General features: G+C 64.7%; 21 protein-coding genes. 13 read left to right on the top strand and 8 right to left on the bottom strand.

Annotation, left to right across the window (positions count from 1 at the left end):
• Positions 1-79 precede the first annotated feature (79 nt).
• Positions 80-826 (top strand): GntR family transcriptional regulator, encoded by a 747-nt coding sequence (locus HDG37_RS22960; RefSeq protein WP_013090333.1) that lies wholly within the window; start codon positions 80-82, stop codon positions 824-826.
• A gap of 66 nt (positions 827-892) precedes the next feature.
• On the opposite strand, the gene HDG37_RS22955 is transcribed toward HDG37_RS22960, so the two are convergent.
• Positions 893-2,302, bottom strand: coding sequence for a CoA transferase (locus HDG37_RS22955; protein WP_184051660.1), 1,410 nt, complete (start codon positions 2,300-2,302; stop codon positions 893-895).
• A 126-nt stretch (positions 2,303-2,428) separates the two neighbouring features.
• Here HDG37_RS22955 and HDG37_RS22950 point away from each other — a divergent pair, with 126 nt between their 5' ends.
• Positions 2,429-3,670 carry a citrate synthase family protein gene (locus HDG37_RS22950; RefSeq protein ID WP_184051557.1) on the top strand — a complete coding sequence of 414 codons (1,242 nt, stop codon included), beginning with the start codon at positions 2,429-2,431 and terminating at the stop codon, positions 3,668-3,670.
• Between the two features lie 35 nt (positions 3,671-3,705).
• Here the strand turns inward: HDG37_RS22950 and HDG37_RS22945 are convergent, their stop codons facing one another.
• Entirely contained in the window at positions 3,706-4,011 is a 306-nt protein-coding gene (locus tag HDG37_RS22945; RefSeq protein WP_184023083.1) for a DUF2917 domain-containing protein, read from the bottom strand.
• Between the two features lie 183 nt (positions 4,012-4,194).
• On the opposite strand from HDG37_RS22945, the gene HDG37_RS22940 reads away from it, so the two are divergent.
• From HDG37_RS22940 to HDG37_RS22930, 3 genes are all read left to right on the top strand, one after another.
• Positions 4,195-5,613: a PLP-dependent aminotransferase family protein gene (locus HDG37_RS22940; RefSeq protein ID WP_184051555.1), complete on the top strand. Its 1,419-nt coding sequence runs from the start codon at positions 4,195-4,197 to the stop codon at positions 5,611-5,613.
• A gap of 129 nt (positions 5,614-5,742) precedes the next feature.
• Positions 5,743-7,203, top strand: a complete 1,461-nt coding sequence (mdtD, locus tag HDG37_RS22935) for a multidrug transporter subunit MdtD (protein ID WP_184051553.1) — start codon at positions 5,743-5,745, stop codon at positions 7,201-7,203.
• Positions 7,204-7,523: 320 nt separating this feature from the next.
• Entirely contained in the window at positions 7,524-8,798 is a 1,275-nt protein-coding gene (locus HDG37_RS22930; protein WP_184023079.1) for an EAL domain-containing protein, read from the top strand.
• Here HDG37_RS22930 and HDG37_RS22925 read toward each other — a convergent pair.
• Positions 8,754-9,809 (bottom strand): sigma-70 family RNA polymerase sigma factor, encoded by a 1,056-nt coding sequence (locus tag HDG37_RS22925; RefSeq protein ID WP_184051551.1) that lies wholly within the window; start codon positions 9,807-9,809, stop codon positions 8,754-8,756. The genes HDG37_RS22930 and HDG37_RS22925 overlap by 45 nt on opposite strands.
• A 24-nt stretch (positions 9,810-9,833) precedes the next feature.
• Here HDG37_RS22925 and HDG37_RS22920 point away from each other — a divergent pair, with 24 nt between their 5' ends.
• The 3 genes from HDG37_RS22920 (at position 9,834) to HDG37_RS22910 (ending at position 12,436) form a co-directional block, all read left to right on the top strand.
• Positions 9,834-9,980, top strand: coding sequence for a hypothetical protein (locus HDG37_RS22920; RefSeq protein WP_184051549.1), 147 nt, complete (start codon positions 9,834-9,836; stop codon positions 9,978-9,980).
• A 90-nt stretch (positions 9,981-10,070) separates the two neighbouring features.
• Positions 10,071-10,718, top strand: coding sequence for an ATP-dependent Clp endopeptidase proteolytic subunit ClpP (gene clpP, locus HDG37_RS22915; RefSeq protein ID WP_184051547.1), 648 nt, complete (start codon positions 10,071-10,073; stop codon positions 10,716-10,718).
• A 164-nt stretch (positions 10,719-10,882) separates the two neighbouring features.
• A complete protein-coding gene (locus HDG37_RS22910) occupies positions 10,883-12,436 on the top strand; it encodes an NYN domain-containing protein (RefSeq protein ID WP_184051658.1) in 1,554 nt (517 codons plus the stop codon).
• A 121-nt stretch (positions 12,437-12,557) separates the two neighbouring features.
• Here the strand turns inward: HDG37_RS22910 and HDG37_RS22905 are convergent, their stop codons facing one another.
• The 3 genes from HDG37_RS22905 to xseA all read right to left on the bottom strand — a co-directional run bounded on the left by HDG37_RS22905 (position 12,558) and on the right by xseA (position 15,739).
• Entirely contained in the window at positions 12,558-13,109 is a 552-nt protein-coding gene (locus HDG37_RS22905; protein WP_184051545.1) for a glycine zipper family protein, read from the bottom strand.
• Positions 13,110-13,565: 456 nt separating this feature from the next.
• Entirely contained in the window at positions 13,566-14,144 is a 579-nt protein-coding gene (sodB, locus tag HDG37_RS22900; RefSeq protein ID WP_013090345.1) for a superoxide dismutase [Fe], read from the bottom strand.
• 215 nt (positions 14,145-14,359) lie between these two features.
• Positions 14,360-15,739: an exodeoxyribonuclease VII large subunit gene (gene xseA / locus HDG37_RS22895; RefSeq protein ID WP_184051543.1), complete on the bottom strand. Its 1,380-nt coding sequence runs from the start codon at positions 15,737-15,739 to the stop codon at positions 14,360-14,362.
• Positions 15,740-16,287: 548 nt separating this feature from the next.
• Between xseA and lpxK the strand changes: the two genes are divergently transcribed.
• The 5 genes from lpxK (at position 16,288) to HDG37_RS22870 (ending at position 20,382) form a co-directional block, all read left to right on the top strand.
• Positions 16,288-17,304, top strand: coding sequence for a tetraacyldisaccharide 4'-kinase (gene lpxK, locus HDG37_RS22890; RefSeq protein WP_184051541.1), 1,017 nt, complete (start codon positions 16,288-16,290; stop codon positions 17,302-17,304).
• A complete protein-coding gene (locus tag HDG37_RS22885) occupies positions 17,285-17,488 on the top strand; it encodes a Trm112 family protein (protein WP_007180583.1) in 204 nt (67 codons plus the stop codon). Before lpxK ends, HDG37_RS22885 begins: the two co-directional genes overlap by 20 nt.
• 206 nt (positions 17,489-17,694) lie before the next feature.
• Entirely contained in the window at positions 17,695-18,489 is a 795-nt protein-coding gene (gene kdsB / locus HDG37_RS22880) for a 3-deoxy-manno-octulosonate cytidylyltransferase (protein WP_184051539.1), read from the top strand.
• Between the two features lie 211 nt (positions 18,490-18,700).
• Positions 18,701-19,366, top strand: a complete 666-nt coding sequence (adk, locus tag HDG37_RS22875) for an adenylate kinase (RefSeq protein ID WP_184051537.1) — start codon at positions 18,701-18,703, stop codon at positions 19,364-19,366.
• Positions 19,367-19,623: 257 nt separating this feature from the next.
• The gene (locus HDG37_RS22870) at positions 19,624-20,382 is read left to right on the top strand and encodes a 3-hydroxyacyl-CoA dehydrogenase (protein WP_184051535.1); all 759 of its coding nucleotides are present in this window, start codon (positions 19,624-19,626) and stop codon (positions 20,380-20,382) included.
• A 127-nt stretch (positions 20,383-20,509) separates the two neighbouring features.
• On the opposite strand, the gene HDG37_RS22865 is transcribed toward HDG37_RS22870, so the two are convergent.
• Both HDG37_RS22865 and murJ read right to left on the bottom strand, forming a co-directional pair.
• Positions 20,510-21,352 (bottom strand): SirB1 family protein, encoded by an 843-nt coding sequence (locus tag HDG37_RS22865; protein WP_184051656.1) that lies wholly within the window; start codon positions 21,350-21,352, stop codon positions 20,510-20,512.
• Between the two features lie 5 nt (positions 21,353-21,357).
• The gene (gene murJ / locus HDG37_RS22860) at positions 21,358-22,908 is read right to left on the bottom strand and encodes a murein biosynthesis integral membrane protein MurJ (protein ID WP_184023068.1); all 1,551 of its coding nucleotides are present in this window, start codon (positions 22,906-22,908) and stop codon (positions 21,358-21,360) included.
• Between the last annotated feature and the right edge of the window lie 48 nt (positions 22,909-22,956).

The following is a 22,956-nucleotide window of genomic DNA, read 5'->3' as shown; positions in this document are numbered from 1 at the left end:
GGCGCGCCTGGCAAAAGCCCGCTATAACGGGACGCGCCGATGTTTTAAAATTGCCGCTTGCCCCTCTTGCGTGAGCCCCATGACCTCTGCCTCGGAAGACCGCTGGCGCGACCTGCGCCCGGACCCGGAAAACGACACGCCGCTCTATCTGCAACTTGCCCGCAAGCTCGGCAGCGCGATCCACGAAAACCGCTGGAACGCCGGCGAGGCGCTGCCTTCGGAGCGCGTGCTGTCGGAGGCGCTCGGCGTGTCGCGCATCACGTCGCGCAAGGCGATCGCGCTGCTCGTGGAGCAGGGTTTGATCCGCCGCACCCAAGGCGCGGGCAGCTTCATCACGCCGCGCTACGAAGATCCGTTGTCGCGTCTGTCGAGCTTCAGCGAAATGCTGCGGCGGCGCGGCTTCACGCCGAGTTCGAAGTGGCTGTCGCGCGAAATCTCGCCGGCCAATCGCGACGAGGTGATCCAGCTGGGTCTGTCGCCGGCCGCCGCGGTCACGCGGCTGCGGCGGCTGCGGCTCGCCGACGGCATCGTGATGGCGGTCGAGAATTCGACGTTCCCGGCCGCGGTGATTCCCGATCCACAGGCAATCGGCGACTCGCTGTACACGTATCTGGAGAATCGCGGACTGACGATCGTGCGCGCGTTGCAGCACTTCCGCGCGGTGAACGCGAGCGACGAGATCGCGCAGCAGATGAGCATCGCGCCGAACGAGGCGTTGCTGTTGATCACGCGCGTGGGTTATACGGCGGATCAACGCGCGATCGAACTGACGGACACGTACTGCCGCAACGATTACTACGACTTCGTGGCGGAGTTGCGAAAGTAAGCTGCGACACGGTGGGCGGTCAGGTACGCCGCGTTCCCAACCTGAACGCGCCGCCCGCTCCAACCGTCACGTCCACCGGGCTTCGTGCGCGCCGATGCGCGCCGGCGGCAGCACATAAAACGCAGGCGTCTGCTCCAGTTCCTCCGCCGGCAGCACGCCAAGCACCCGCCCGAACTCCGATTGCACGCTCGCGACGCAATCGCGCACATCGTCGAGCGACACCTCGGGCGCCTGCTGCCCATCGGCCAGCAGCCCGAACGACTGCAGCCAACGCCCCGTCTGCGCAAGAGACACCTTCACATGCCAGCTGCCGCCCTCGCGAGCGCGCCGCGCGAGCGCGACCATCGCGCCGAACGCGGCCAGATAGCCGGTCGCGTGATCGAGCGCCTGACACGGCAGATGCCGCGGCTCGGTTGAACCCGCCGCCGCGCGCTCGGTCCACGCGATGCCGCTCGCCGACTGCACCAGGCTATCGAAGCCGCGTCGCTGCGCCCACGGCCCTGTGTGCCCGTACGCGCACACCGAGACATAGACGATGCCGGGCCGCAGCCGCGCCAGCTCGTCCGGCCCGAAGCCGCGCGCCTTGAGCGCGCCCGGACGATAGGCTTGCAGGAACACGTCGGCATCGCGCCCGAGTCCGCGCAACGTGTCGCAGCCTGCCGCCTCGCGCAGATCGACGATTGCCGAACGCTTGCCGCGGCCGTTGTCGATCACGAGCGGCGCGATGTTCGGCAGATGCGGCCCGTTGATCGTCAACACGTCCGCGCCATGATGCGCGAGCGCGCGGCCGGCCACCGGTCCCGCGATGATCCGCGACAGATCCAGCACCCGCACACCCGCGAGCGGGCGGCCGACACCAGGCTCGGTGTCAGCGGCGGCGTGGCGCGGCGGCTCGGCCGGGGCGTCGCCGATGCGCTCTATCTCGAACAGCGGCAAGCGCGCGATCGCTTTGGCCTGCTCGAGCGCGGCCCATTCGTCGGGCGTGCGAATCAAGGCGGCGCACAGGCCTGCGTCGGCGAGCGTTTGATCGAGCGTCGCGCCCTCCCAGCCGCGAATCGCGGCCGCCACCGAGGGCCGCCCATTGTCACAGCCGAGCACCTCGAGCACGCCCTTCAGGTGATGCGCGAAATTCGTATGCAGCTGGATCCAGCGGCCGTCGCCCGTTTCATAGAAGCCGGTGACCGGATCGCGCAGCGCGGGCGGCGGCCCATCGTCGATCCGCAAATAGCGTTCGCTGCGAAACGCCGCCAGCGCGCGACGCATCTGCACCGACACCTGTTGCAGGCGAGCGCTGCGCAAGCGCCAGTATTCGGCGGCGGCGAGGCCCGTCGCGGCGATGGTCGACGCCGCGAGGCTGCCGACACGGTAGACCGACGGCAAGCCGGGATCCGCGCCGGCGAGCGACACGGCGTGCAGCGCGACCGGATCGCAGCCGGCGAGGGTCCAGATGTGCTTGAGGGCGAGTTCGGGCGTCATGGGATCGGGCGCGCTGGCCGCGCGGACAGGAAGCAGGTACATCGAGTCTAAATTTGCGCCTCGCCGCAATCAATCTTGATTATGATAATCAACATATATTGATTTCTTCGGTTTATACGCACTTTTATGCCAGCCCCGATTTACCTGAGCGCCGCCGAAGCGGCCGCAACGCTCGGCGTCAGCTTGCCGACGCTGTACGCGTATGTAAGCCGAGGCATGCTCGGCTCGTCGCCGGATGCGCAAGGCAGGCATCGGCTCTACGATGCCGCCGAGGTGCGCCGCCTCGCGCGTCGCAAGGCGGACGGCAAACGCGCCGGCAAGGTCGCGCAGAAGGTGCTCGACTGGGGCGTACCGGTGCTCGAATCGTCGATCACGCTGGTCGCGGACGGTCGGCTGCTGTATCGCGGGCACGATGCGATCGAGCTCGCGCGCAGTGCGTCACTCGAAGACGTCGCGGCGCTGTTGTGGGAATGCAGCGCGCGGCGCATCGGCGATGCGCCCGTCGTGCCGCTCGCCCCCGCGCAATGGGCCGCGTGGCTCAAGCTGTGGAGTGACTGCACGCCGCTCGATCGCGCGCTGGTGCTGCTGCCGGCCGCCGCCGCGCAGATGCCGCGCGTGTGGGCGCTCGGCCGCGATGCGCAACTCGACACCGGGTGCGCCGTGATGCGGCTGCTGGCCGCCGCGATGCTGCCGGCGGCGCCGTCGAACGAACCGCTGCATCGGCAGATCGCGACGGCCTGGCGGGTGCGCAGCCGTCAGCAAAGCGGACTGCTGCGCGCGGCCCTGGTCGCCTGCGCGGATCACGAGCTGAACGCGTCGACGTTCACGGTCCGTTGTATCACGTCGACGGGCACGCACCTGTTCGGTGCGGTCGCGGGCGGGCTCGCGGCGCTTTCGGGGCCGCGTCACGGCGGCGAAACCGTGCGCATCGCCGCGCTGCTCGATGAGGCGGCGCGCTCGCCCGAGCTGGACCGCTATCTGGCGAACCGTCTCGCGCGCTACGAGCACGGCGCGCAAGGGCCGATGCTGTCGGGCTTCGGTCATCCGCTCTATCCGGACGGTGATCCGCGCGCGCGATTATTGCTGACGATGCTCGCCGACTGCGCGCCAGTCCGCTCGCCGCTCAACGAGGTGCTGCAGGTCGCGCGAGCGGTGCGCGACACGACCGGCGCGGAGCCGACGGTGGATTTCGCGCTCGCCGCGATCGAGCGCGTGCTCGGCTTGCCGAGCGGGGCCGCGTTCACGCTGTTCGCGCTCGGGCGGGTGGTCGGCTGGATCGCGCACGCGATGGAGCAGGCGCGCGATGGCCGGTTGATCCGGCCGCGGGCGCGGTACATCGGGGAGTATGAGGCGGGAGGAGCTGCTTAGGGGCTACGAAGAGGCGGCTCGCCGTTCGCCCTGCATCAGACCACGCCCGGCCGACGCGCCAGCCAAGCCGGCATCGGCCAGCCGAATAGCAGCGTCGGCAACCTGCGTTCCGAGCCGCTCGCCAGTGCAAAACGCGCCCCGGCCCGCCCGGCGCTGATCCATGCCACCGATCCACGCGCCAACTCGATCGACTGCCCCGCCGCCAGCCAGTGATCCTCATGCTCGCCCTCGACGGTCAGCCAGACGTTGCCGCTGATCACCTTGAAAATCGTCGGACGCGCAACCCGCCAGGCCGTGACGGGCTCGCCATGTTCCAGCTCGAAAACTCGCACTTCTCGCATCGCCGTTCTCCTCGATGAACTTTCTGTTGTGCCGATTATTGACGTGCGATGATCGGAGACCCATGCACAGTTCCGAACACTTTCATCGGAACTGTTCAGTCAAAAAACCGAACAGTTGGCATGGCTCGCGCGGCGCAGGTTGAAAACTTTCGCGTTCGCTGGCCGGCGACAGAAGGCAAGCGTATGAAACTCGAAATCCAGCTCGATCGGGACAACGGCGTGCCGCTGACCGAGCAGATCGTCGCGGGCGTCTCGGCGTGGATCCGCTCGCGCAATGCGCATCCTGGCTCAAAGCTGCCGTCGATCCGCCAGTTCGCCGCCGACTTCGGCGTAAGCCGCTTTCCGGTGATCGAGGCATACGACCGGTTGGTGTCGCTCGGCTATGTCGACTCGCGCCACGGCTCCGGCTTTTACGTCGCCGATCGCCAACCGACCGACATGCGCTGCCAGGGCACTTCGGACCCGCGCCGCGCCGATGTCGAGTCGGACCATCTGCTCGAGCAATTCAACTTTCCGGGCGAGACGCTGAAACTCAGCACCGGTTTCATCCCCGAAAGCTGGCGCGACATCGATGGCATTGCGCAGGCCATCCGCCACGTGTCGCGAACCGATCCGGCTAGCATGGTCGAGTACGCGACGCCGCTCGGCAACCCGGTCTTGCGCGAACAGTTGCGCGGCCGCATTGGCCAGTTGGGCATCCAGGCAGACGCATCGCAGATTCTGATCACCAATGGCGCGAGCCAGGCGTTCGATCTGCTGGTGCGCTACATGCTCAAGCCAGGCGACACGATCTTTGTCGAGGACCCCGGTTACTACAACCTGTACGGCCTGTTGCGCCTGCACGGCATGAAGCTGATCGGCATTCCACGCACCGGCAATGGTCCCGACCTCGACACGATGCAGGCGCAACTGAAGCTGCACCGGCCCAGATTGCTGCTCATCAACACCGTGTTCCACAACCCGACCGGCACCACGGTCGCACCGCAGGTCGCATTCCGTTTGCTGCAAATGGCGCGAGAGCATGGCTTCCAGATCATCGAGGACGATATCTACGCGGATTTTCAGACCGAGCTCACCGACCGCCTGGCCACCCTCGACCAACTCGAACAGGTGATCTACATCGGTGGATTGTCGAAAACGCTGTCGTCTTCGCTGCGGGTCGGCTACGTGGTTGCGAGTCACGCGATCATCAAGGACCTGGTCGACATCAAGATGCTGACGAGCATCGGCTGTTCGCGCTTTGCCGAAGCGGTGGCGGTGTCGATGCTGGAGCGCGGCGCATATCGCAAATATCTGGAGCGACTGCGCCGCCAGATGCGCGGCGCGCTCGGCTCGACCGTCCAGACACTCGAAGATGCCGGCTGGGAGATCTTCGAAGAACCAGCGGGCGGCAAGTTCGTGTGGGCACGCGTGCCGCATGTCGCGGACGCCGAGCGGCTCGTTGAATGCGCCGTGCCGCTCGGAGTGACGGTGCTGCCTGGACAACACTTCAGGCCGAACCGGGAGGTGAGCCCGTGGATCAGGATTCATGTGGCGTTTGGCAACGAGCCACGGGCGCAGGCGTTTTTTCATGCGGCGGCGCAGTTGCCGCCTGATGCGTGAACACGGCGCGGAGCGCGGCCGTGACGCAGCGCCGACACCCGCGCAACGTTGCGCCGCCCGCTGCGCCGGGACCCGCTTTTCCCTAGAATAGCGAGTCCCAGCCCGACCGAGCGCGCCCAGCCACCTCATATGTCCACGACGACGCCTCCGCCCGCCCTCGCTCCCGATATCCCCTCGGGTCCTTCGCCCCGCTCGCTGACCGTGATGCTGTGGCTGGTCGCCACCGGCTTCTTCATGCAGACGCTCGATTCGACGATCGTCAACACCGCGCTGCCCGCGATGGCGACAAGCCTCGGCGAACTGCCGCTGCGCATGCAATCGGTGGTGATCGCCTACTCGCTGACGATGGCGGTGATGATCCCCGTGTCCGGCTGGCTCGCCGACAGACTCGGCACGCGGCGCGTGTTCTTCAGTGCGATCCTCGTGTTCGCGGTGGGCTCGTTGCTGTGCGCGAACGCGCATACGCTGAACCAACTGGTGCTCTTTCGCGTTCTGCAAGGCGTGGGCGGCGCGATGCTTCTGCCGGTTGGACGGCTCGCGGTGCTGCGAACCTTTCCGGCTGAGCGCTATCTGCCGGCGTTGTCGTTCGTGGCGATTCCGGGGCTGATCGGACCGTTGATCGGACCGACGCTCGGTGGCTGGCTCGTCAAGATCGCGTCGTGGCACTGGATCTTTCTGATCAACGTGCCGGTGGGCATCGTGGGCTGCATCGCGACGTTTATCTTCATGCCGGATAGCCGCAACGAACACACGGGCAAATTCGACCTTGGCGGCTACCTGTTGCTGGTGGTGGGCATGGTGGCGATTTCGTTCGCGCTCGACGGCCGCACCGAGTTCGGCGTTCAACATGCGACGGTGCTGGTGCTGCTGATTCTGAGCATGGCGTGCTTCGTTGCGTATGGGCTGCACGCGGTGCGCGAGCCCGCGCCGATCTTCCCGCTCGATCTGTTCAAGATCCACACGTTTAGCGTTGGGCTGCTCGGTAATCTGTTCGCGCGGATCGGCAGCGGCTCGATGCCCTACCTGATTCCTCTGCTGTTGCAGGTGAGCCTCGGCTATAGCGCATTCGAAGCCGGGCTGATGATGCTGCCCGTGGCGGCCGCGGGCATGGCGACGAAGCGCCTCGTGACGAAGCTGATTCTGAAGTACAGCTACCGGCGCGTGCTGATGGCGAACACGATTCTGGTCGGCCTGATGATGGCGAGTTTCGCGCTCACGAGCACGCTTCAGCCGCTGTGGCTGCGGCTCGTGCAACTGGCGATCTTCGGCGGCGTGAACTCGATGCAGTTCACCGCGATGAACACGTTGACGTTGAAGGACCTGGGCACTGGCGGCGCCAGCAGCGGCAATAGCCTGTTTTCGCTCGTGCAGATGCTTTCGATGAGTCTCGGCGTGACGGTGGCCGGTGCGTTGCTGACAACCTTTACCGGCATCATGCAACGCGTGACCGGCGCCAATTCGCTGCCCGCGTTTCATGCGACGTTCCTCTGTGTCGGCATCATCACCGCATGCTCGTCATGGATCTTTGCGCAGTTGTCCCCGGAGATTCGCACGCCCGCGAAAAAGACCGATCCGTCGGAGCGAACTTGAAAGCCGCACGAGCCGGGACGACACATCCTCGTGCACTCGCGAACGGATTTCCGGGCATCGCTCCACGCGCGCCGCACGCAGCACCCTTGCACAGCGTCGCCGACCCGCAACGGGGCGCGTCCCGCACCAGCGAAGTGCGCGTTATCGCCTTCATACCGCGGCGGGCGCGCAATGATTTCCTCGGAGCATTGCTGGTGGACGCTCGAGCTTAGTTCGAACATGCGCATAGTTCTTGCTCGGCTATCCTGTAAACTCTTGGTCTGCGCGCGCGAACTCCTGCCTGACCCTGCAAGCGCCGCCATTTCCACACGACCGACACGATGAGCATGATCGAACTCGATCCTCCCGGCTTCCAGCCACCACGCCCGATGGCCGGCGACGAAGGCTCCCGGCGTACCGTTCTCTATGGCGGCTACACCGTTTTCAGCGTGTTTCAGCCGGTCTTTTCGGTATCGCACCGGCGCGCGATCGGGTATCACGCGTCGCTGCGCGTGCACGACGAGCATGAGCGGCAAGTGCCCTCGCACGAAGTCTTTACGCAGGCCGCGCGACGCGGCGATCTGCTGGAACTCGGACGGCTGGCCGAATCGCTGCACCTCGGCAACTTCAACGCATTCGACAGTCACGACGAATGGCTCTTCCTCAGCCTGCATCCGGCCGCACTGATGGACACCAGCTACGGCGACGCGCTGCTTGCCAGCCTGAAGGCGCTCGGCCTGCCGCCGCAGCGCGTGGTGCTCGAAGTATCCGAACAGGCTGGCGGCGAAACCACGCGCTTCGCCGAAATCGTCGATTCGCTGCGCAAGTCCGGTTTCCTGATCGCGCTCGACGGCTTTGGCGCCAAGCATTCGAACATCGACCGGGTGTGGAATCTGCGGCCGGACATCGTCACGCTCGACCGCTGCATCCTCGCGCAAGCGAGTGAACACTCGCATATCGAGCGCGTGTTGCCGGGCCTCGTCTCTCTGTTGCACGAGTCTGGGCAACTGGTGCTGATGGGTGGTCTGAGCACCGAACGTGATGCGCTGATCGCGCTCGAATGCAATGTCGACTTCGTCCAGGGCGCATTTTTCGCGGGTCCGAGCGTCGAACCCGTCAAGCCGCAAGTTGCCGCTGGCCTGATGGATTCGCTCTCCGCTTCGCTGCGCGAACGCGTTGCCGCTCGAGAGAAAGCGCAATCCGCGCGGCTCGCGCCGTATGTCACGGCGCTCGAGGCAGCCGCCGCGCAGTTGGTTGCCGGGGAATCGATCACGCAGGCGACCGCACCTCTGCTCGCGCTCGGAGAAACGGCGCGCTGCTTCGTTTTGGACGGTTCGGGGCGGCAGATCGGCGACAACGTGCTGCCGCCGGGGCGCACATCGCAACGCGCCAAGCGCTTCAGCCCGCTGCTGCATTCCGAAGGCGCGAGTTGGGAGCGCCGCCCGTACTTCATTCAGGCGATGCGTCAACCGGGGCGGGTTCATCTGACGCCGCCGTATCTGTCGATCAACGAAGCGCATCTGTGCGTGACCGCCTCGATTGCCGCGCACACGTCGCATGGTACGCAGGTGCTATGCGTCGACATCAACTGGGAAGTCGCGGCTCACCGTAACTGACGCCGCCGGATGGTCCTTGATGCGGGCAAGCAGTTCCGCGACCGCATCACGGCCCAGCATCCGGTTGGCCGCCTGCAGATGCGCGGCGCTGGTCAGGATGCGCAGCGAGACGATTTTCGCCGAAAGGTCCGTTTTGCCATCCGTCACCACGTCGATTAACCCGACGATGTCGCCGTCGCAGAACAGTGCGATGCACACCGCACCCGCCATCGACACCACCTCCGCATGGCTCGCCTGTTGCGCGAGCGATGTGACTACAGCCATCCACTTCGGACCTGAACCCGGTTCGCGGTCGCGTTGCGCTTCGGTTTCAGGCGTTGGCCCTTGTGCTCGAAGGGCCGGGTTGGCTGTGGGGAACGGAGGGGGCGGAGCGTACAAAGGTACGTCGCTGATCAGTTGCGGCGCATCGCTGAAAAGCTGTAGCAGACCCGCCCGGTCTTGCGCTTCGAGCGCCGCGCGCAAACGCTCGACGATTCGCCCATGCACCGCCGGATCGGGCCGCTCCAACGGCGCCCCCGCACGTCTCAGACGCTCCTTGGCGCGATGAACCATTTGCCGGCAAGCGGCCGGTGTGCGCTCGAGAATCGAGGCGATTTCCGCATAACCGCACTCGAACGCTTCATGCAGGACGAGCGCCGCACGTTCGTCTGGTTTCAGATGTTCGAGAAGCAGCATCACGCCGTACGACATATCTGCCGCTCGCAACGCCAACTCCTCCGCCGATGGTGCGACCTCGTCGAGCCACGGCTCCGGCAACCAGCCGCTAGCCTGTGACGCACGCTCGCGCTGTGCATGCCGCAGACGGTCGATCGCCGTGCGCGTGGTGAGCGTGGTGAGCCAGGCGACCGGCGTTTGCACCGCCTGCGTATCGGCCAGGTGCCATTTGAGCCAGACATCCTGCACCACGTCTTCGGCCTCCGCGCGACTGCCGAGCATCCGATATGCGAGTGCCAGCAGACGGGCGCGCGCGGCCTCGAAACCGGATGCCTTGTCGATTCCCTGTTCCGTCATGCGTAGACCTCCCGATGGTGCGTGGTGAAAAAGTGGCTGCATACCGGTGGCATGGCTCAGGCGCGCGTCATGCTCGGTATTCCTGAGCTTGACGCATGGGCAACCAGTGATGTGACAGCGCGGCGCAAAAAAATTCGCTGTCACAACGCCAGCGGCTGCATCGTCAAATGAGCAACAACCGGCGCGTGTCACGCGGCTTCTGATCCGCGGCGGCCTGCGCATCCCGGAATGCCCGCGCCATCCATCCTGAACGAGGAATCCATGCCTTCCAGTTACCCGTCTGTCTCCGGCCTCGGCCTTGTGCCCACGGTGATCGAACAATCCGGCCGGGGCGAACGTGCCTATGACATCTACTCCCGCCTGCTGCGCGAGCGCATCGTCTTTCTTGTCGGGCCCGTGAACGAGCAGTCAGCCAGTCTGATCGTCGCGCAATTGCTGTTTCTCGAATCGGAGAACCCCGACAAGGATATTTCTTTTTACATCAACTCGCCCGGCGGCTCCGTGTACGACGGCCTCGCGATTTACGACACCATGCAGTTCATCAAGCCGGAGGTCTCGACCTTGTGCACAGGTTTTGCCGCGAGCATGGGCACCTTTCTGCTCACCGCGGGTCAATGCGGCAAACGGTATGCGCTACCCAACGCGCGCATCATGATTCACCAGCCGTCGGGCGGCGGTCAGGGCACCGCGGCGGACATCGAAATCCAGGCCAAGGAGGTGCTGTATGTACGAGCGCGTCTCAATGCGATGATGGCCGAGCGCACCGGACGCAGCGTCGAAGAAATCGCGCGCGACACCGACCGCGACAACTTCATGTCGGCGCTCGAAGCGAGGGAATACGGATTGATCGATGACGTGCTGGAAGCTCGCGCGACATGGAACAACGCAGGCCGTCGCGACACCCTGTAACGGAACTGACATCGAGCCGCCCGCTGGACCACCGGTTGGACCGCAGGCTGCAAATTCCCACCTACCGATCGGTGCGAGTGCACCACAAAAGCTGCTCACCTTCGCTGGAATCGCTATCATGTCGCGATTCGTCGACTTCGACGACCGCTTCAATGGAGATACACATGGCGTCATCCAACGAAAACGTCAGCATGGCGCTGTTCTGCGACTTCGAGAATGTCGCGCTTGGCGTGCGCGACGCGAAGTACGACAAGTTCGACATCAAGCTGGTGCTCGAGCGCCTGCTGCTGAAGGGCAGCATCGTCGTCAAGAAAGCGTATTGCGACTGGGATCGTTACAAGAGCTTCAAAGGCGCGATGCACGAGGCCAATTTCGAGTTGATCGAAATTCCGCACGTGCGCCAATCGGGCAAGAATTCCGCCGACATCCGGCTCGTCGTCGATGCGCTCGATCTCTGTTATACGAAATCGCACGTCAATACGTTCGTCATCATCAGTGGTGATTCGGATTTCTCGCCGCTCGTGTCGAAGCTGCGCGAGAACGCCAAACAGGTGATCGGCGTTGGTGTGCAACAGTCCACCTCGGATCTGCTGATTGCGAATTGCGACGAGTTCTTCTTTTACGACGATCTTGTACGCGAAAGCCAGCGCGCAGTCGCGAGGCCCGAATCGTCGCGTCAGCAGCAGAACACCCAGCAGGCAGCCAAACGTGCGCCTGATGAAGAGAAGGCTCCGCCCAAGGAAGATCTGGAGAAGCGCCGCAGCAAGGCCGTTGAAATTGCGGTGCAGACATTCGACGCGCTCGCTTCCGAACGTGGCGACAGCGGCAAGATCTGGGCGTCCGTGCTGAAGAACGCGATCAAACGGCGCAAACCGGATTTCAACGAGACGTATTACGGGTTTCGTGCTTTCGGCAATCTGCTGGAAGAAGCGCAGGCGCGCGGGCTGCTCGAATTCGGCCGCGATGAAAAGTCAGGCGCGTATGTCTATCGAAGCACAGCCGTGAACGTTGCGAGTGAAGCGGCAAGTGAAACCATCGGCGAAACCGCGGCGAAGTCTGCCGAAACGGGGTCGGCTGAAGCGGTATCGGCCGAACAGGCGGCCGAACATTCGTATGAAGCGCAGGCTGTGCAAGCTGCCGCGTCCGAGTCGGGCGGCAAGCACAAGTCGCGGCGCAAGGAGCGCAACAACCGCAAGCTGGGGCGGGGTCAGCAGGAGGCCGCGCACGGCAAGAGCGGTCACCACGAAACGGCTGATGAAGAGCATGCGGCTACCGCTCCGGCTCTCACCGAACACGCGGAACCCGCCGAAGAGGTCGAGCGGCAGGACTCGCGTGAACACGCGCCGCTCCCGCATGAGTTCGTCACTGAACCGATAACTGAAGAATCCAAAGCTCGCGCTGTAACAGCGAAAGCGGATACAACCGCTGAACAAGTCGTTTTCGGCCAAGGAACCGACCATTCCACCGACAGCGACCAACCCTCGCAGCGTCAAAGCGCCAAAAAGCGCGCATCGCGCAAAACGGCCGCGAAGAAAGTGAAGAAAAGCACGCCAGGCACGATCGAGGAAGTACCTGAGATCGCAGCGCCGGCCGCGCCCCCTGCTCCAGCAATCAACTCGGAAGAAGGGTCTGAGGCCGCCAGGAAGGCAGCAGCCCGTAAAACGGCGTCCCGGAGCCGTCGCCCGCGCAAAGCGGCATCAACCGACGGCGCGGAATAAGTAGCGGCCCGGATTCGACGATCGTCGCTAAAAGCTACCGCCCAACCGTCCTTCGGACCTGAAATGCAGTACCGGCCGACAATGCAAGACAAGCAGGCCGGCCGGCCTCAGCTATCACCGCTCAGTACGCCGGATAAGGCGCGTACATGACGGGCGGAGGCGGCGCGTAATAAGGACGGGGCGCGACGTACACCGGCTGCGTCGAATAGTAAGGCTGCGGCTGAACGATCGTCTCACCCTTCGAGGTCATGCACTGGGCGTAGGCGGTGTCGTAGCGCGCCTGCATGCCGGTCGCCGAATACTGGGCGCCATTCGCGCCGTTCGCGCCCCCGATCAGCAGACCGCTGCCGGCGCCGATCGCCGCGCCCGCGCCGGCGTTGCCCGCCGCGGCGCCGAACAGCGCACCGATCGCCGCGCCGCCGAGCGTGCCGAGCGCCGCGCTGTTCACGCTGTTCGTGGTGGCCGCCTGCGCAGCGCCGGACGGATTCGTCGATTGATTCGCGTAGTCGCGGCACGCGTAGTCGTTCTGCTGGAACTGGCTGAGCGGCTCGCCGCTACGCGGCATCGCGGCTATGCTCGGGCCGCTCGGTGGCGCCACTGCGCAACCGCTTAACGCGAGCGCGATGACGGCGGCGGGAATCGCCAGGCTGATCGTTTTATTGCTGGAAATCATGGCGGTGCACTTCGGAGGATTGGAATTCAAACGTTAGGCTAATCGCGAATTTCCGTGGTTACGGCTCAGTTACAGAAAGTTTTTTGCCCGGCTGGCTGGCCTCGACCTTGCTGCGAGTCGCTGCGGCGATTGGTACGTTATATCAAGTAATGCTTGTAGATGAGCTGGCAATCGATTGATACGACGCCGGCCGCGCCGAACGTCGTACTCCAGCAACCGGACGCGACGACCTTCCCGAGCGCCGCGCCCCGCCAAACCGCAGTTACCGACTGTGACAAACTTCTTTCAGAAGCGCGTAAGAAGGGCATCCCTCGCTGGTAAGCAATACAACCCTCCCCTTCCAATCGCCTCCAGAAAGAAAAAGCCCTCGCGATGGAGGGCTTTCGTCTCTGGCTAACATCTTCAATCGCGACCGCAAGGATCACGACATCGGACGGCGAGCTGCAACCGGCAATCTCAAGCGAAGTTTTTCGCTGCGAAGTCCCAGTTGACGATGTTCCAGTACGCCTCGACGAACTTCGGACGCGCATTGCGATAGTCGATGTAGTAAGCGTGCTCCCACACGTCGATCGTCAGCAGAGCCTTCGCGTCGGTGGTGAGCGGCGTGGCGGCGTTGCTCGTCGACACGAGGTCGAGCGAACCATCAGCCTTCTTCACGAGCCATGCCCAGCCCGAGCCGAACGTGCCGACCGCGGTCTTCGCAAACTCTTCCTTGAACTTGTCGAACGAACCCCACTTCGCGTTGATGGCGTCAGCCAGCGCGCCGGTCGGTGCGCCGCCACCTTGCGGCGACAGGCTGTTCCAGAAGAACGTGTGATTCCACACCTGAGCCGAATTGTTGAAGATACCGCCCGACGACTTCTTGACGATCTCTTCCAGCGACAGGTTCTCGAACTCGGTGCCCTTGATCAGATTGTTCAGGTTGGTCACATAGGTCTGGTGATGCTTGCCATAGTGAAACTCGAGCGTCTCTTCCGACATGTGCGGAGCGAGCGCGTTTTTCGCAAACGGCAGCGGCGGGAGCGTATGTTCCATGGTGCTTTCCTTCTCTGTATCTGTTGTGGGGAGTCTGCGGATGACGCTATCGAGCACTCGATTGTAGGCGAGTTGGAATAACCCCGCAAACCAACGGCCTTTATGTCCGGCATGTCGAACACGCCGTGCGCAAGGCCCTTGAGAAGGGCGCGCATGGCGCGTGCCCGGCTCGTCGGAAGACAGTAAACAGGCGTCACGCGCCCACCGGCGAAACGTCAGAAACCGTCGGTCAGACGCGCCTGCACGTCGGCGAGCGCGACATCGGCCGAGCCTTCGGCGAGATGCATCGTCAGACGACGTCCAGGTTTCAGCGACGACGGCGTGCGAATCGCCCGACCGCTTTGCGCATCGAGCACGGCCGCATAACCGCGCTCGAGCGTGCGCTGTGGACTCAGCACTTCGAGTCGCGCGCTGAGCATGTCGATGCGCGCAACCTGTCGTTCATGCCGGCGCGATAGCGCCGCATCCAGACGCTGCGCCAACACGTTGACGCACGTGCGCTCGGCCGCGAGATCCGGACGCCAGCGTTGCCAGCGCATCTGCAGCAACGAAAATCGCGCACGAGCGTCGCGCACCGGCCGGGCGCCCGCCGACGCGAGCCGAACGCGCAACTGCTGCAGATGCGTGCGCTGCCGAGCGAGCCGCTCGGCGGGCGACACGAGCCGGCGCGCCAGCCAGTCGAGCTGCTGCGCGCGCCGCTCCATCATGCGGCCGAACGCGCGCGCGAGCGTCGCGTGCCGATGATCAAGTTCGCGCAGCAGCATGACGCGCTGTGGACTGACGAGTTCGGCGGCACCGGTCGGCGTCGGTGCCCGTACGTCGGCGGCGAAATCGGCAATCGTGAAATCGGTCTCGTGACCGACGCCGCTCACCACGGGTATGACGCTTTCCGCAATCGCGCGCGCGAGCACTTCTTCGTTGAACGCCCACAGATCTTCGATCGAGCCGCCGCCGCGACACACGATCAGCACGTCGACCTCGCGGCGCGCGCCAGCCGCCTCGATCATCGCCGCGAGCTTCGCGCTAACGCCCGCGCCCTGCACCGGCGCCGGATAAACGATCACCGGAATATGCGGCGCGCGACGCGACAGCGTCGTCAGCACATCGCGCAATGCGGCCGCCTGCAACGACGTGACGATACCGATCGCGCGCGGATGCGTCGGCAGCGCGCGCTTGCGCTCGGCGGCGAACAGCCCCTCGGCCTCGAGTTGCGCCTTCAACCGCAGAAACGCTTCGTACAGACGCCCCTGGCCGGTGCGGCGCACCGCTTCGACATTAAGCTGCAGTTCGCCGCGCGGCTCGTACATCGTGACGAGGGCGCGCACTTCGATGCGATCGCCTTCGCGCGGCATGAATTCGGCGTACTGAGCTCGACCGCGGAACATCACGCAGCGCATCTGCGCCTGCGCGTCCTTGATCGAGAAGTACCAATGGCCGCTCGCGGCGCGCGTGAAGTTCGACACTTCACCCGCGACCCAAACGAGTGGAAACGAGCGTTCGAGCATCGTGCCGATCGCGCGATTGAGCGCGGAGACGGGAACGACGACCTCACCGCCTGGTGCGGCCGCAGAAGCAAAAGGATTTTCGGGGTTCATGCGAGGAATAAATAGCGCTGGCCGGACAGACGATAGACCGAGCGAAGAGCGGCGTCCAGCCGGAATCGCAGGATTGTTAAAAGTGTCCACATGGCGGGAACCGCCTGACGAATTCCGCCAGAACGCCCGCCAACGTCAATAAATTCCTGGCAGAGCCTTGATTTATATGGCGTTTGCATCTCGATAGCGAGCGAGTACTACGATCCAAAGCGCACGGAATGGCCCTTCGGGACGATCGGACGGCAGGTTCTCCACAAAGTTATCCACAGACTGTGAGCAACCGCACATAGCGTGGAGCGGCGTGCGTTGGACCTTACGCGACTTGCCGGGCGGGACGCCCGCGCGCTACAGTGCCGGGTTCGACGGTATGTCGATCGCGCAGCGCGGCGGAGAGCTTGCCGGCCCGAGGCCACTGGCCGCGGGCCCTCTCGCCGCGCCGCTCGCACCTCATTTTTCGACCCGTATTCGCATTCGATTGTCCGGAGAACCGCGTTGATGTTGACCCCGCGTAGTGCGCACGGCGCGCAGTCCGTGCTCGCAACCCGCCCATGAGCGAACTCAGCGACCGTCTCGGAGCGCGCCTCGCGCGCGAATGGCAGCAACGTGGACCGCTCGCCTGGGCGCTGACGCCGCTCGCCTGCGTGTTCGGCGCAGTCGCGGCCGCGCGCCGCGCCGCGTTTTCGCTTAGCTGGCTCAAATCGGTGCGCGTCGGCGTGCCGGTGGTGGTGGTCGGCAACGTGACGGTCGGGGGCTCCGGCAAGACGCCGACCGTCATCGCGCTCGTCGAGGCGTTGCGCGCTGCGGGCTTAACGCCCGGCATCGTCTCGCGCGGCTACGGCGCGCGCGTGAGCACCCCGACCCGGGTCACGCCCGGTTCGTCGGCACGGGTCGGCGGAGACGAGCCGTTGCTGATCGCGCGCCGCACCGGCGCACCCGTGTGGGTCTGTCCGGACCGCGTCGCCGCCGCGCAGGCGTTGTGCGCCGCGCATCGCGACGTCGACGTGATCGTCAGCGACGATGGCTTGCAGCACTATCGCCTCGCGCGCGATGTCGAACTCGTCGTGTTCGATCACCGGCTCGGCGGCAACGGTTTCCTGCTACCGGCCGGGCCGCTGCGCGAGCCGCTGTCGCGCCGCCGCGACGCGACGCTGATCAACGATCCGTATGCGCGCACGCTGCCCGCGTGGCCGAACACGTTCGCACTGCAGCTCGCCCCTGCCGACGCGTGGCATCTCGACAATCCCGCACTGCGCCGCCCGCTTGCGCAATTCGCCGGTCAACGCGTGCTGGCCGCGGCCGGCATCGGCGCGCCGGAACGCTTTTTCGCGACAGTGCGCGCGGCCGGCCTCGCGCCCACGACGCGCGCGCTGCCCGACCACTACGCGTTCGAGCGCAATCCGTTCACCGACGCCGACGCCGACGCGATCCTGATTACGGAAAAGGATGCGGTAAAATTGGGGGCCTGGCACGACGCGCGCATCTGGGTAGTCCCGGTCGAAGCCGCGCTTGATCACCGCCTCACTGCATTAGTTGTGGAGAAAGTCCGTGGACGCTCGCCTGCTTGAAATCCTCGTCTGCCCGATCTGCAAGGGCCCGCTCAGCTACGACCGCGCCGCGCAGGAACTGATCTGCAACGCGGACAAGCTCGCCTATCCGATCCGCGACGGCATTCCCGTGATGCTCGTCGACGAAGCGAGGCAGACCGTCGAAGGCACGCCGGTCGATCTGAATCCAGGCTCGGTCGCCTGACCCGCCGCGTCGCGGCGCCGAGGCGCCGCGACGTCTCGCTCGCGCGCGGGTCAAGGCAGGCTTCATCGATGCCACCGCCCCCTCCCCGCATGCGCTCCAATATCGATCCGCAGCCGTTTTCGCCGCTCCGGCTCATGTCCGACCCTGCGTGAGCGTCGCGCGCGCAGCCTCTTCCTCCGGCCTGATCGCCGCCCGTTCCTGATCCGATGATCCACACCACCCCTCATCCGTTTATTGCCGTCGTGCCGGCCCGCCTCGCGTCGACGCGCCTGCCCAACAAGCCGCTCGCGGACATCGGCGGCAAACCGATGGTCGTGCGCGTCGCGCAGCGCGCGCGCGAATCGGGCGCGCAGCAGGTGCTGGTCGCGTCGGACGCGCAGGAAGTGCTCGACGCGGCGCGAGACCACGGCTTCGACGCGGTACTCACGCGCGCCGACCATCCGTCGGGCACCGACCGTCTCGCGGAAGTGGCGACGCGTTTCGGCTGGAGCGACGACACGATCGTCGTCAACGTGCAGGGCGACGAGCCGCTGATCGACCCGGCGCTCGTGCGCGGCGTCGCCGCGCATCTGGCAACGACGAGCGACTGCGCGATCGCGACGGCCGCGCATCCGATCACCGATCCCGCCGAAATTTTCAATCCGAACGTCGTCAAGGTCGTGCCCGATGCGCGCGGCGTCGCGCTGTATTTCTCGCGCGCGCCGATCCCGTGGGCGCGCGACGCATGGCAACCGCACTGGCCCAACGTCGCGTCGATGCCGACGCCGGCCGCGCCCGCCGTCGTATACCGGCACATCGGCCTGTACGCGTATCGCGCGAAATTTCTGCGCACGTACCCGAGCCTCGCGATCTCGCCGATCGAGCAGGTCGAAGCACTCGAACAACTGCGTGCAATGTGGCATGGCGAGCGCATCGCGGTCCTCGTCACGCAAGACGTACCGTTGCCGGGGGTCGATACCCCCGCCGACCTCGCGCGCGTACGGGCCTTATTCGGGTCTTGAGCGCGGGAAGCCGTGGCATAATCGAACGGTTATGCGCGCCTCCCAGCGCAGGCGACACTCGGGTTATCCCGGTCGCGCCGTGCGGATCTTGCAGCGCCGTCGTATTCGACGTGCAGCGCGAGGTAGCCAACGGTAGCCGATGCGGAACCTGCGAGAATCGCCGGGAAGCATCCCGCGTCAACAAAGAATTCACATAGATCTGGAGATATCCATGCGTTTGATCCTGTTGGGTGCACCGGGTGCCGGCAAAGGCACTCAGGCCAACTTCATCAAGGAAAAGTTCGGCATCCCGCAAATTTCGACCGGCGACATGCTGCGCGCGGCCGTCAAGGCTGGCACGCCGCTCGGCGTCGAAGCAAAGCGCTTCATGGACGCCGGCGAACTCGTCACGGATGAGCTGATCATCAACCTCGTGAAGGAACGTCTGCAGCAGCCGGACTGCGCGAACGGCTATCTGTTCGACGGCTTCCCGCGCACGATTCCGCAAGCCGAAGCAATGAAGCAGGCCGGTGTCGCGATCGACTACGTGCTCGAAATCGACGTGCCGTTCGACGAGATCATCGTGCGCATGAGCGGCCGTCGCTCGCACCCCGCGTCGGGCCGCACCTATCACGTGACGTTCAATCCGCCGAAGGTCGAGGGCATCGACGACGTGACCGGCGAGCCGCTGATCCAGCGCGACGACGACAAGGAAGAAACGGTCAAGAAGCGTCTGGAAGTGTACGAATCGCAAACCAAGCCGCTGATCGAGTACTACAACGGCTGGGCGAAGAACGGCGATACGTCGAGCTCGGTGAAGGCGCCCCAATATCGCCGCATTTCGGGCCTCGGCAGCGTCGATGAAATTCGCGCCCGCGCGTTCGACGCGCTGAAGTAAGCCGGCTTGGTCCAAACATTAGCGCTGTTTTCGTTTGACCAAAACCCGCCCACATTGGGCGGGTTTTTTATTTGGCTCGGTGCGCAAACCAAAAGCGGCAAGCGGCGGGGAACGCCCAGCGGAACCAGTTAGTTTTCCATAGCGCCCGCATGCCGCCGCCCGCTTCGCTTTCCGCAGCGCAGCACAGCCGCTACAATCGATCGTCGAAAAAAGCTTCGCTCGAGACCGCACTGAACAACCGTAGCAAAGGAGAAGACATGGAGATTCGTGACAACATGTTCCTGATCACCGGCGGCGCATCAGGACTCGGCGCTGCCACCGCGCGCCTGCTCGTCGAGAACGGCGGCAAAGTCGTCCTTGCCGACCTGAATCTGGACGCGGGCGAGGCGCTTGCAAAGGAACTCGGCGGCGCTTTCGTCAAATGCGACGTGAGCCGGGAAGAGGACGCGCAACAGGCCGTCGAAGCCGCGACGAAGCTCGGTACGCTGCGCGGTCTCGTCAACTGCGCGGGCGTCGCGCCGGCCGCGAAGACCGTCGGCAAGGATGGCCCCCATTCGCTCGATCTGTTCACGCGCACGATCTCGATCAATCTGATCGGCACGTTCAACATGATCCGGCTCGCCGCGGTGCAAATGTCGAAGAACGAGCCGAACGCCAACGGCGAGCGCGGCGTGATCATCAACACCGCATCGGTCGCCGCGTTCGACGGCCAGATCGGCCAGGCGGCCTACTCCGCGTCGAAGGCCGGCGTGGTCGGTATGACGCTGCCGATCGCGCGAGACCTGTCGCGCAACGCGATCCGCGTGATGACGATCGCCCCCGGCCTCTTCGAAACGCCGATGCTGCTCGGCATGCCGCAGGAAGTGCAGGACGCGCTCGGTGCGATGGTGCCGTTCCCGCCGCGCCTCGGCAAACCGGCCGAATACGCGATGCTCGCCAAGCAGATCTTCGACAATCCGATGCTGAACGGCGAGGTGATCCGGCTGGACGGCGCGATCCGCATGCAGCCGAAGTGAGGATCGCTTAGCGATCGCTCCGGTCGCCGATGCTTGGCCAAGGCCTGCATACGGCGATAAAAAAACGCCTGTGCATGTGCGACATGTGCAGGCGTTTGTGTTTTATGCAGCGTGAAAATGCGCGTCGCTATTCGCCGCCATCATGCCGCGTGCGCTGCCGCAATTCATGCAACTGCGACTCGACCACGGTGGCATCTTCCGCATCGGGGCGATCGCCGAGATAGCTTTCGAGGTCCTCGAGCGCGGGCCGCAGATAATCGAGCCGCGCATACGCGAAACCGCGATCCCGCACTTCCTCGATATTGTCCGGCAGCAGAATGACGAGCCGTTGCTGCACCGCGAGCAGACGTTGCCAACGCTCGGTCTGCAGATAGATCGCCTTCAGGTTGCGCAACGTCCGCGCGACGATCTCGCGATGCGTGGCCGGTTGCAGCAGCATGCGTAGCGCGCGCCCGACCGAATCGCCAGCCGACGCGACGTACGGCTCGAGCATCTCGACCATCTGCGCTTCGGACAGCGAATGACCGGTGGTCGGATCGAGCATCACGTCGCCGTCGGGCATCGTCACGCGCAGCAGGAAGTGGCCTGGAAACGACACTCCACGCACCGGAACGCCGAATTGCTCGGCCATCTCCAGATAGAGCACCGCGAGCGAAATCGGAATGCCGCGGCGACGTTTGAGTACGACGTTCAGATGGCTGTTGTCGGGGTCGTAGTAATCGTTCAGGTTGCTCGCGAAACCGAGTTCGCGGAAAAAGAAACGATTGAGGATGCCAACCTTCTGACGGATGTCGGCATCGTCGGGCATGCGGCGCCGCAGCCGCAGCACCAGCTCGTCGATCTCGGCGAGCACCGACTGCAGATCGAGGTCGGGATAGGCATCCTGCGCGATCGAGAGCGCCGTCTCGGTCAGCGGCAGGCTCTCGTCTTCGGCGACGAGCGTACTGAAATAATCGAGAACCCGCGACATGGTGATCACTTCACTCGCCTTCTGAAATACGCGTACTTGAAGCCCATCAGCCAAAGCATACCGAAATACAGCGCGGCGAACAGCACGAGACACGCACCGAGCAACACCATGCGGCTGACCGGCTGGGTATGCATGCCGATCCAGTCGAAGCTGATCGCGAGCCAGCGCATCACGCCGGCGAGCACGAGGCACGCCCCGAGCAACTGCACGAAAAACTTGAGCCAGCCGCTCGACGGCATATAAATGCCACGTTTGCGCAGACCAATGAATAGCAGCAACGCATTGACGCAAGCGCCGAGCCCGACGCTCAGCGTGAGACCCGCATGCGCGAACACCGGCACGAACACGTAGTTGCTCAACTGCGTGACGACCAGCACGCCGATGCCGATCTTCACTGGCGTCTTGATGTCCTGCTTCGCGTAAAAGCCCGGCGCGAGGATCTTGATCAGGATCAGGCCGATCAGGCCGACTCCGTAGGCGGCGAGCGCGCGGCTCACCATCACGACCGCATTGCCGTCGAACTTGCCGTAGTTGAACAGCACCGCTGTCAGCGGCTGGGCGAAAAAGAACAGCGCGATCGCGCTCGGCGCGGCGAGCAGGAACGTGACGCGCAGTCCCCAGTCGAGCAGCGACGAATACTCATGCGAGTCGGCATCGACGTGCGCCTTCGACAGGCTCGGCAGCAGGATCGTGCCCAGCGCGACGCCGAGCAGCGCGGTCGGAAACTCCATCAGCCGGTCGGCGTAGTTGATCCACGACACCGCGCCGGGGCCGATGTGCGACGCGATGTTGGTGTTGATGATCAGGCTGATCTGCGCGACCGACACCGCGAACATCGCCGGCACCATCTTCGCGAGCACCCGCTTTACGCCGCGATGCGCGAGCGCGCGCAGCGGGTTCAGGCCGATGAGCGGCACCATGTCGATCTTCTTGAGGCCCGGCAGCTGCACGACGAATTGCAGCACGCCGCCGACGATCACTGCCCAGGCGAGCGCATAGACCGGCGTTTGCAGGCGCGGCGCGAGGAATACGGCGGAGACGATGAACGCGACGTTCAGCAGCACGGGCGCGAACGCGGGCAACGAAAAGTTCTTGTACGTATTCAGCACGCCCGACGCCAGCGACGTCAGCGAGATGAAAATGATGTATGGGAACATGATGCGCGTCATCGCGACCGCAAGCTGGTACGCGTGGCCCTCGTGCGCGAGGCCCGACGCGACGACGAACACGACGCCCGACGCGCCGACCACGCCGATCACTGACAGCACGGCGAGCGCCCACGCGAGCACGGTCGAGGTCGCGTCGACGAGCGCCTTGGTGGCGTCGTGGCCTTGCTGGTTCTTGAACTCCGCGAGGATCGGCACGAAGGCCTGCGAGAACGCGCCTTCGGCGGAAATGCGACGCAGCAGGTTCGGAATGCGAAAGGCGACGTAGAAAGCGTCAGTGTATTGACTGGCGCCGAACGCACGGGCGATCAACGTTTCACGGGCCAGTCCGGTCACGCGCGACAGCAGCGTGAAGCCGCTGACCGTCAGCAGGGCTCGTAATAGATTCATGGGGCGCTTATTATACGGGTCCCGCCAATGCGGGCGACGAGCCAGAAC

This window comes from Paraburkholderia sp. MM5384-R2, from assembly GCF_014201025.1.
GTDB lineage: Bacteria > Pseudomonadota > Gammaproteobacteria > Burkholderiales > Burkholderiaceae > Paraburkholderia > Paraburkholderia tuberum.
Note: the sequence above shows the minus strand (reverse complement) of the source record. Positions and strands in the feature narration are given on the sequence as shown.

What these genes read in the sequence shown, in the direction of transcription:
- HDG37_RS22930 (WP_184023079.1), top strand. Translation starts at nt 7,524, where the DNA reads ATGAGCATGATCGAACTCGATCCTCCCGGCTTCCAGCCACCACGCCCG.
- adk (WP_184051537.1), top strand. Translation starts at nt 18,701, where the DNA reads ATGCGTTTGATCCTGTTGGGTGCACCGGGTGCCGGCAAAGGCACTCAG.
- HDG37_RS22905 (WP_184051545.1), bottom strand. Translation starts at nt 13,109, where the DNA reads ATGATTTCCAGCAATAAAACGATCAGCCTGGCGATTCCCGCCGCCGTC.
- HDG37_RS22910 (WP_184051658.1), top strand. Translation starts at nt 10,883, where the DNA reads ATGGCGTCATCCAACGAAAACGTCAGCATGGCGCTGTTCTGCGACTTC.
- HDG37_RS22960 (WP_013090333.1), top strand. Translation starts at nt 80, where the DNA reads ATGACCTCTGCCTCGGAAGACCGCTGGCGCGACCTGCGCCCGGACCCG.
- HDG37_RS22940 (WP_184051555.1), top strand. Translation starts at nt 4,195, where the DNA reads ATGAAACTCGAAATCCAGCTCGATCGGGACAACGGCGTGCCGCTGACC.
- kdsB (WP_184051539.1), top strand. Translation starts at nt 17,695, where the DNA reads ATGATCCACACCACCCCTCATCCGTTTATTGCCGTCGTGCCGGCCCGC.
- HDG37_RS22870 (WP_184051535.1), top strand. Translation starts at nt 19,624, where the DNA reads ATGGAGATTCGTGACAACATGTTCCTGATCACCGGCGGCGCATCAGGA.
- xseA (WP_184051543.1), bottom strand. Translation starts at nt 15,739, where the DNA reads ATGAACCCCGAAAATCCTTTTGCTTCTGCGGCCGCACCAGGCGGTGAG.
- lpxK (WP_184051541.1), top strand. Translation starts at nt 16,288, where the DNA reads ATGAGCGAACTCAGCGACCGTCTCGGAGCGCGCCTCGCGCGCGAATGG.
- clpP (WP_184051547.1), top strand. Translation starts at nt 10,071, where the DNA reads ATGCCTTCCAGTTACCCGTCTGTCTCCGGCCTCGGCCTTGTGCCCACG.
- sodB (WP_013090345.1), bottom strand. Translation starts at nt 14,144, where the DNA reads ATGGAACATACGCTCCCGCCGCTGCCGTTTGCGAAAAACGCGCTCGCT.
- HDG37_RS22925 (WP_184051551.1), bottom strand. Translation starts at nt 9,809, where the DNA reads ATGACGGAACAGGGAATCGACAAGGCATCCGGTTTCGAGGCCGCGCGC.
- HDG37_RS22955 (WP_184051660.1), bottom strand. Translation starts at nt 2,302, where the DNA reads ATGACGCCCGAACTCGCCCTCAAGCACATCTGGACCCTCGCCGGCTGC.
- HDG37_RS22945 (WP_184023083.1), bottom strand. Translation starts at nt 4,011, where the DNA reads ATGCGAGAAGTGCGAGTTTTCGAGCTGGAACATGGCGAGCCCGTCACG.
- HDG37_RS22950 (WP_184051557.1), top strand. Translation starts at nt 2,429, where the DNA reads ATGCCAGCCCCGATTTACCTGAGCGCCGCCGAAGCGGCCGCAACGCTC.
- HDG37_RS22865 (WP_184051656.1), bottom strand. Translation starts at nt 21,352, where the DNA reads ATGTCGCGGGTTCTCGATTATTTCAGTACGCTCGTCGCCGAAGACGAG.
- mdtD (WP_184051553.1), top strand. Translation starts at nt 5,743, where the DNA reads ATGTCCACGACGACGCCTCCGCCCGCCCTCGCTCCCGATATCCCCTCG.
- murJ (WP_184023068.1), bottom strand. Translation starts at nt 22,908, where the DNA reads ATGAATCTATTACGAGCCCTGCTGACGGTCAGCGGCTTCACGCTGCTG.